This is a genomic window from Acinetobacter sp. (assembly GCF_049284435.1).
Taxonomy (GTDB): Bacteria; Pseudomonadota; Gammaproteobacteria; order Pseudomonadales; family Moraxellaceae; genus Acinetobacter.
In genome coordinates, this window is the sequence record NZ_JBAPXX010000141.1 from 22199 (window position 1) to 30246 (window position 8048).

The following is an 8048-nucleotide window of genomic DNA, read 5'->3' on the forward strand; positions in this document are numbered from 1 at the left end:
GGGATTTTTTTATTAACACTATGATGTTTTAATTTGCTTACCATATTGATCAGCCATCACTTCAACCAGCTGATCCGGCTTGATGTATTTTTTGATCATGGCATCAATCTCAGCTTTACTCAGTTTAGCAATCGCTTGATCACGTTTTTCCCGGTAAACCAGATTACGATCTTTTTCCAGCTGTGGAATCAGCATAGTGTGAATACGGCGATCATCTTCCAATGCAGTTAGACGCTGTTTCAAGATACTGGCTTTTGCCGCTTCCACTTCCTGTTCAGTCACGCCACGTGTCAGCAATTCATTCAGTACCTTATGCACTGACTGAGAAACCTGTGCGGATTTTCCAGCAGTATAATTAGCACTAATCATCATTGCGCCCACATCTGCCCATTCATCGAGTTGTACATCCGCACTAAAACCATAGACCAGGGCATTTTTTTCACGTAACTCTTGCGCCAGTCGTGACGACAGCTGTGAATCACCCAGAATATATCGGAATACTTGTAAAGCAGCTGCATCAGCATGATCAGCGCCTACCGGCATGCTCATAAATGCCTGATAACTCCCGAATTCACGCTGCTCAGACAAAGCATGAATTTTCTGGGCTAGATAGCTTCGATATTCCGATTTCAGACGCTCATAAGGCTGTGCCGCTTTCCAGTCTGAGAAACTATTTTTCAGGGTTTTTTGCATCGATTTCGGATTAAATTCGCCCGTAACCGCGATTTGCGCATGCTGGGTTTTTAAAAACTGCTGATACAGTGCCACGACCTGTTCGCGAGTCGCTTTCTGATACTGTTTTTTGGCCAGTTCAGGCTCGAAATGGAACCGCAGATCGCCAGGCTGATAGATCTCGATCTTTCGGGCCATCGTCAAGCTCGACACGGTATCTGGTTCAGTATAAGGACGATCCAGACTGGATAAAGTTTGACCCTTGATCAAGTCAAACTGACTTTGCTCAAATGCCGGCGTTTTCAGCACATCAACCACATACTGGAAAAACTCTTCAAACTTTTCTTTTTTGGCGCTGATCTGCAAGGTCAGGCCATTGCCGGATGCACCGGCAGTCGCTGAACCACCTACTTCAATAATTTTATCGGCAATCTGCTGCAAGCTTTGAGTTTTCGAGGAGCGCAACATTAAATAAGCCGTCAGGTCCAGAATCTCGCCTTTATTCATCAGGCTTTGAGCGGTACCAAAATCCAGTGAAATTGTGGCATAAATCTTGTCATCACGAGTAGTCGTCGGAAACAGCGCGTATTTAATGCCATTTTTCAACTTGCCACGCTGAATCTGCTGATCCTTGCTATACAGATATTGCTTGGATTCCTGGACATATTGCTTCACTTCAGCCTGATAAACACTGACATCTTTCAGTGGCTCTTCTGCTTCAGCCTGCTGATCCAGAGTTTTTACCGGTGCTTCTGTTTGTGCCAGTTCCTGCGCTTTTTTCTGATCTTCCGGGGTAGGTAAAATATTGCCGGAAATCCGGTATTCAGGTTTTAAAAAACTCTTATAGACCTGATTGACCTGACTCACATTCAGGTTTTGAATTCCATTCAGATCTCTAAAATACTGGCTCCAGTCACCCGAATACGCCACTGCATAATCGCTTAAACGTGAACCCAAAGCAGTCGCACTATTTTTAATATTGTCGGCCTGATTTCGGGTCAGATTTTTAGCCCGGTTTAATTCTGCTTCGGTAAATGGCTGGCTCTGTTCTACGCCTTGAATCAGTCCCTGTTCTATCGCCTGTGCCTGATGATTCGGTGCATAAATTGCTCCCATAAACACCAGATTAAAGTCTTTATCCAGCCAGGTGCTAGATTGCACCGCAGTTGACTTTCCAGTTTCCACCATACTCTGATAAAGATGGCCACTCGGTTGCAAGGTGTATAACGTTGGTGAAACAGCCAAAGCCGTTTTAATACTTTCTTCTGACTGATTTAAATAAAGATTAAACTTGGCCAGATCACTGCCTTTCTTTACTGTAAATTCACGCTGTTTGATTTGCTCTGGTTTAAGCGCTGGGACTTTCACTTGCGCTGGTACACTTCGGGATTGAATCGGACTGAAATGTGTATCCAGTTGTTTTAAGACCTCGGCCTTGTCAAACTTGCCAGAAATCACCATAAAGGCATTATTCGGTGCATACCATTGACGGTAAAAACGGTTCAACTCCTGCATATTGATGGATTGCAGTTCATTCAGGTCACCAATTGGCAAACGGCCTAAATACTGATTGCCATAAGCCGATTTAAACACCTGATCAATCAACACCGAAAATGGCTGGTCCAGCCGGATTTCACGCTCGCGTTTTACGATATCAATTTCAGTCGGTACATATTTTTCCTGAAGCACCAGCTTGTCCATGCGTTCAGCTTCCAGAAAAATAACTTCACTCAGCGCAGTTTTTTCAGGACGGATCACATTGGTATATTTGGTCGAGTAATAATCGGTGCTGGCATTAGTCATCAGGGTATATTGATCCAGTCGACGCTGGAATTCATCTCCTTTGACATTTTCTGTGCCTTTAAAAGCCAAATGTTCCAGTAGATGTGCCAGACCGCCCTTGCCCTGAGGATCATTCAGGGAACCGGTCAAATAGACCGTATTCATAAAAACTTTATTTTCTTTATCATTCGATGCCAGGATAATGCGCAGTCCATTATCCAGTCGGTATTCTTCAATATTCTGTTCCGTTTTCACCAAAACAGGCTGTGCAAAACTTAGTGCACTACAGCCAGTCAATACAATAGCCAGACTTAAATTTTTATAACGTAGCAACATTCTTCATCCAAATTATAAATATAAATTTTTATTCGCGCCCATCTTAGAGAATGATTCTTTTTCTGAATAATCTATTCCAAGCCGAACCATCAAAATAACATGCCGCCTCGCCTGACGACATGTATATCTATGTAATTATAAAAATTATAGATAAATTTCAGCCTGCATATATAACTTGCCGTAACCGGAAATTTCAATTCGTTCCTGATCTTGCAAGGCACAATACAGCACCCCACCACGCGCTGATGCCTGATAAGCGACCAGTTCATTTTTACCGAGTTTCTCGGCCCAGAGCGGCGCAATTCCAGTGTGAATCGAACCGGTTACCGGATCTTCATTGATGCCATTACTCGGTGCAAAATAACGTGAAATACAATCATATTGTGTATCTTGTGAAGTAATCGCGACATCTAGAAAGGGATTCTGAGCAGTAATCGCAGTACGCTTGCCATTCAACTGTTTCAACAATTCAAAATCAGGCGTTTCATCCAGCACATCCTGTACCGATTCATATTCAATAATATAACCCTGTGCATTCAGATAAACCTGTTTAAACGGTTTATTCAAGGCCTGTCTTAAGGCCTCAGGATATTCAGCAACAGGCTCTGCACGACGGACTGGAAAGTTCATTCTGATCTTGCCATCTGTATCCTGACTGACCACAAAGATTCCCAAATCTTTTACATGAAAATGAATTATTTTCCCCGTATCAAATTGATTGAATAGTACAAAGCTGCTGGCCAATGTCGCATGACCACAAAAATCCACTTCCTTGGTTGGCGTAAACCAGCGAATGGCATAATTATCGCTATCAATGACTTTAACAAAAGCTGTTTCAGACAGATTGTTTTCCAAGGCGATATTTTGCATCAGACCATCTTCGAGCCATTCATCCAGCACAATCACGGCTGCGGGGTTGCCTTTAAACAGTTCCGTGGTAAACGCATCGACCTGGTACATTTTCATTTTTGAATTCCTGAATATAATGATCTCTAGTTTAAAAGCTTTTTTGCAAGAATGAACTTGAATATGCTATATCATCTCATTAATCTAGCCTGTTAAATAAATAGAGCAAATGGTGCTGCATGACCAACTCCCATATTCAAAGCGTTCCTTTAGAAAAAGCTTATCGTCTGATTACCCATGGTCCTACTGTGCTGGTATCTGCTCAAGACCAGCAGGATACGGATGTTATGGCAGCAGCATGGGCATGCGCACTGGAATTCAGCCCAGCGAAAGTGACTGTGGTTTTGGACAAAAGCACCAAAACCCGAAATATTATTGAAAATTCAGGTTATTTCGCGCTGCAAATTCCGACATTGAAACAACTGAATATGGTCTATCGTCTGGGTACACAGAGCTTACATGATGTGCCGGACAAACTGGCACAATCCGGAGTAGAACTATTTCATTTTTCTGGTTCTGATATTCCTGTAGTACAAGGCTGTGCGGCCTGGATACTCTGCGAGCTGATTCCTGAGCCGCATAACCAGCAAATGCATGACCTGTTTATTGGCAAGGTGATCGCAGCCTATGCCGATGATCGGGTGTTCCGCGACGGCCACTGGCATTATCATGAAGTGGATGAGGAATGGAAAAGTATTCATCATGTAGCCGGTGGACATTTTTATACCATCGGCAATGCTGTGAGTGTCGATGATCCAGAATCATAAATTTTTCAAATTTGGAATAAATGAAAATAATCGCGGATAATCAGATGATATCTGCAAGCCCCCAGAGCATCCGAAATCATGCTACTTTATCCTTAATCTTTATTTGGTCTGATGCGCTATGATGCCTTTTAAAATTCACTGTATTGATGTCCAGAATTCACTGCAAAATTATATCTGGTTGCTTGAACATACCGCGTCGCATCAAGTGGCCGTGATTGATCCAACTGAAGCAGAATTGGTGCAAGACTATTGTACCGAACACGGTTTAACAGTAAGTCAAATCTGGCTGACTCACTGGCATAAAGATCATATTGGCGGTGTGCCGGGGCTGATCCAGGGACAAAATCTGCCCGTGTATGGCCCACGAGCAGAACTAAGCAAAATTCCCTTTATCACCTATCCGCTTGAGCATGAAGAACAGTTTAATTTTCATGGGATAGATATCCAGATTATCGCTGTACCCGGGCATACACTCGGCCATATTGTTTATTTTATTGATGCGATTGATGTGCTGTTCTGCGGCGATACATTATTTGCCATGGGCTGTGGCCGGGTTTTTGAAGGAACGTATCAACAGATGTATCATTCACTGTCCCGTCTGGCTGCCTTACCGCCACGCACGCAGGTGTATTGCACTCATGAATACACCTTATCGAATGCACAGTTTGCCAAACATGTCGAACCGGACAATTCGGCAATTCTGGAACGTTTCGAACATATTGAGCGTTTGCGTATGTTAGGCCAGTGCACGCTGCCAAGTAGTATTGAAGATGAATTGCAAACTAATCCTTTTCTGCGCGCAGAAAGCGTGGAAGAATTCCAGCGTTTAAGAACCCTGAAAGATCAGTTTTAAACCGGATTCAAAGCTGAAGACAATGCTTCAGCCGACCCATTATATGTCATTTGCGATGCATAGAATGTCATTGAAAGGTACGTACAACTTTTACACAAGTCGAAATAAGTTAAACCTCCATCTAAAAAATGTCTTTCTGTGCCATTTTTCCTTTCTTATGATCAACCCAGTCTCCTATTTTTTAGGAACCAATTTCAGTTCCAATACATAAAATAATGACTTATAAATAATAGGATGATATTGATTTAAATTGGAGAAATTCGTGGAACATTGCTTAAATAATCAGCATGGAACCTAATAAATTATTTAAAAAGCCCAATTTACTTGAATTGGGCTTTTAAAAAACTATAAAGATATGATTTATATATAATAAAAAATAGAATTTCGGATAACGTATAGTATGTTAATTTTAGAAAATCTAATTAAATCTGTAATTGTCGTAGCTTCTAAAGCAGGTTAATAAATTAAAATGAATATTAAAATTTTAGAATCTCACCATTTCAATTCACAAACGAATGAGCTTTTACAGCAATATTTGATTGAACATCATTTGCCTAAGATAGGTTTTTATCATGTAGTTGCGATAAAAGATCATACGATCATTGCTTTAGGAATGCTTTATACTAATAATACGCATCCTCATCGTGATTATATCTTATTTCATGACGTGCAAGACTATTTAGAACCTAGTATATTCTCAAAATTGATTAACTTTTTAGAGAAGAACTCTAAAATAAAAAGATTACAACTGTTACTCAATTCTAGGGATACTCACTTACATAAGCTACTCGAATTACATGGTTTTTATATCGCTAGAACTTCTTACTTAATTGAATTAACTAGATTAAATGAAATTATTACTGATACAAGAACAATAAGAACCAAAAGTTTAAATCACATGTCTCTAGATGAATGGATAGAGTTTAAAAAGTTATTCCACTTTAACTATAGTCGATATCATGAAAGTGTTAATCGTTTAGCTCAAGAAATTCCTCCTAATCAATTATTCGAAAATCTAGAAAATATAAACTTAGCACAATCAAGAATACTCTTAAATAGTCATGACGATCCCTGTGCTTACGTCCTTATCGGTAACTCAGATGATAATTTAATAGAAATCGCATATATAGGAGGGATGTATGAAGATCGTATGAATTACTATTTAACTTTCTTTCAAGATGAGTTGAAGACATTGCTCAAAAAATATAAAACTATTTATTTTGAAGCTGACGATTCAGACTATTATATTTCCGCATTAATTCAGATATTTAACTTTGATTTATCAAATTCTTTCTACACACTTATCAAAGACGTAAATTAGTATCTATTTACTTTTATGATTTCTCTTATTTTAACTTAAGCACTTTAACCCCTATTTAATATAATGGGCATTATACGAAATTAAACTGTAAACTAAAAATAGAAATGAAATGTCAGCTTTCAGAGCATGCCACTCATTCGGTTGTTCAACTTTAAAAGTGACATTGACCATGTCGATACCGCAAGATGATAAATGGGATAACAGTAACCAAGTTCTTGGATTCTATTTACTGGAACTAAAAACTTATGTATCGCATGAAGTAATGTTAAAGAATCTGGTTGCTTTGTGCATAAGTATCCAGTTCGCCTTGAGTAACGATACGCACCACCTGCATTTCATCAATACGTACCAGTAGCAAGCCACCTAAAGCAGGCTGATAACGACGGGCACTGCCAAAAGGCGTATAGGCCACTTTCGATTGAACACTAAAGTTCAACCAGTCCTCATGTCCTAACATCACAGCAACCGGAGCAAGTCCCTGCTGCTGCATCAATTCAATTTGTTGATTCACATAGTGTTCAATGGTTAATTCAGTCATGGTATGAGTATTCAGTTTGAGAATTACATTTCAGACAGTATAAAGCATGCAAATCGAGCTGAAGATCAGAAAACCAGCAGCCGGTATTCTTTTAATAAATAAGTCGATTGGATTTTAATTTTCTCATTCTAGATCTGAAATTTTCTATTTTATACGGTTGATAAAATTAAAAAACAACCTGTTTCACTAATAAACTATTGAATTAAAAAATTAATTATCCTAATTTATAGCTTATAAAAAATTAATATTTAGTTACAACCTATTCAATATGATAAAAATCATTTACTTAACTATTAAATTGTTTTTTTCTTAATCACCCGATGTTCACTATATATCCAAATTCATTTAAATTAATTTAAATAAAGGCATTTGCCCTTTAAAAGATAATTTTTCACCCTTATTTAAGATTTAACAATGATGAAGGAGTGATCTCGTGAAAAAAGTGGTTAAAGCTAAAAATTTAATTGCATTTCGACTATGGTTAGAAAAATTGGGATATTCGGTACGCACCTTGGCGGATGATCGTGGTTTCAGTTTCAGCTTCAAGAAAGAATATGGCTTAGTGACCTGTGATCTGGCAGGTAATGCATTAGCATTACAGTTAGGCGAGGAATTTGAAGATCATTTAAAGGCCTGATTGCTTCTATTTAAGTTAAGAGCAGAAAAATAAATTAATTTCCCCACTGATTCAACAGCACTATTCTCCAGTTATTCAGCCCATTTCGATGGGCTTTTCTTTGTTCAGTAAATTTCAGGCAATAAAAAAGCAAGGCATCAGCCTTGCTTTAATATGATGGTGGGGACGGAGAGACTCGAACTCTCACACCTCGCGGCGCTGGAACCTAAATCCAGTGCGTCTACCAATTTCGCCAC

General features: G+C 39.3%; 7 protein-coding genes. 4 read left to right on the top strand and 3 right to left on the bottom strand.

Going from position 1 to position 8048, the window contains the following annotated elements; translation table 11 throughout:
* Positions 1 to 18 precede the first annotated feature (18 nt).
* Positions 19 to 2790, bottom strand: a complete 2772-nt coding sequence (locus WAK81_RS12500) for a M16 family metallopeptidase (RefSeq protein WP_422197215.1) — start codon at positions 2788 to 2790, stop codon at positions 19 to 21.
* 144 nt (positions 2791 to 2934) lie between these two features.
* Positions 2935 to 3756: a PhzF family phenazine biosynthesis protein gene (locus WAK81_RS12505; protein WP_422197217.1), complete on the bottom strand. Its 822-nt coding sequence runs from the start codon at positions 3754 to 3756 to the stop codon at positions 2935 to 2937.
* 119 nt (positions 3757 to 3875) lie between these two features.
* On the opposite strand from WAK81_RS12505, the gene WAK81_RS12510 reads away from it, so the two are divergent.
* The 3 genes from WAK81_RS12510 (at position 3876) to WAK81_RS12520 (ending at position 6637) form a co-directional block, all read left to right on the top strand.
* The gene (locus WAK81_RS12510) at positions 3876 to 4463 is read left to right on the top strand and encodes a flavin reductase family protein (RefSeq protein WP_422197219.1); all 588 of its coding nucleotides are present in this window, start codon (positions 3876 to 3878) and stop codon (positions 4461 to 4463) included.
* 118 nt (positions 4464 to 4581) lie between these two features.
* Positions 4582 to 5316, top strand: a complete 735-nt coding sequence (gloB, locus tag WAK81_RS12515; RefSeq protein ID WP_422197221.1) for a hydroxyacylglutathione hydrolase — start codon at positions 4582 to 4584, stop codon at positions 5314 to 5316.
* A 469-nt stretch (positions 5317 to 5785) separates the two neighbouring features.
* Positions 5786 to 6637: a hypothetical protein gene (locus tag WAK81_RS12520; RefSeq protein ID WP_422197223.1), complete on the top strand. Its 852-nt coding sequence runs from the start codon at positions 5786 to 5788 to the stop codon at positions 6635 to 6637.
* Positions 6638 to 6902: 265 nt separating this feature from the next.
* Here the strand turns inward: WAK81_RS12520 and WAK81_RS12525 are convergent, their stop codons facing one another.
* The gene (locus tag WAK81_RS12525; protein WP_422197225.1) at positions 6903 to 7175 is read right to left on the bottom strand and encodes a hypothetical protein; all 273 of its coding nucleotides are present in this window, start codon (positions 7173 to 7175) and stop codon (positions 6903 to 6905) included.
* Between the two features lie 433 nt (positions 7176 to 7608).
* Here WAK81_RS12525 and WAK81_RS12530 point away from each other — a divergent pair, with 433 nt between their 5' ends.
* Entirely contained in the window at positions 7609 to 7812 is a 204-nt protein-coding gene (locus tag WAK81_RS12530; protein ID WP_004280022.1) for a hypothetical protein, read from the top strand.
* Positions 7813 to 8048: the final 236 nt, after the last annotated feature.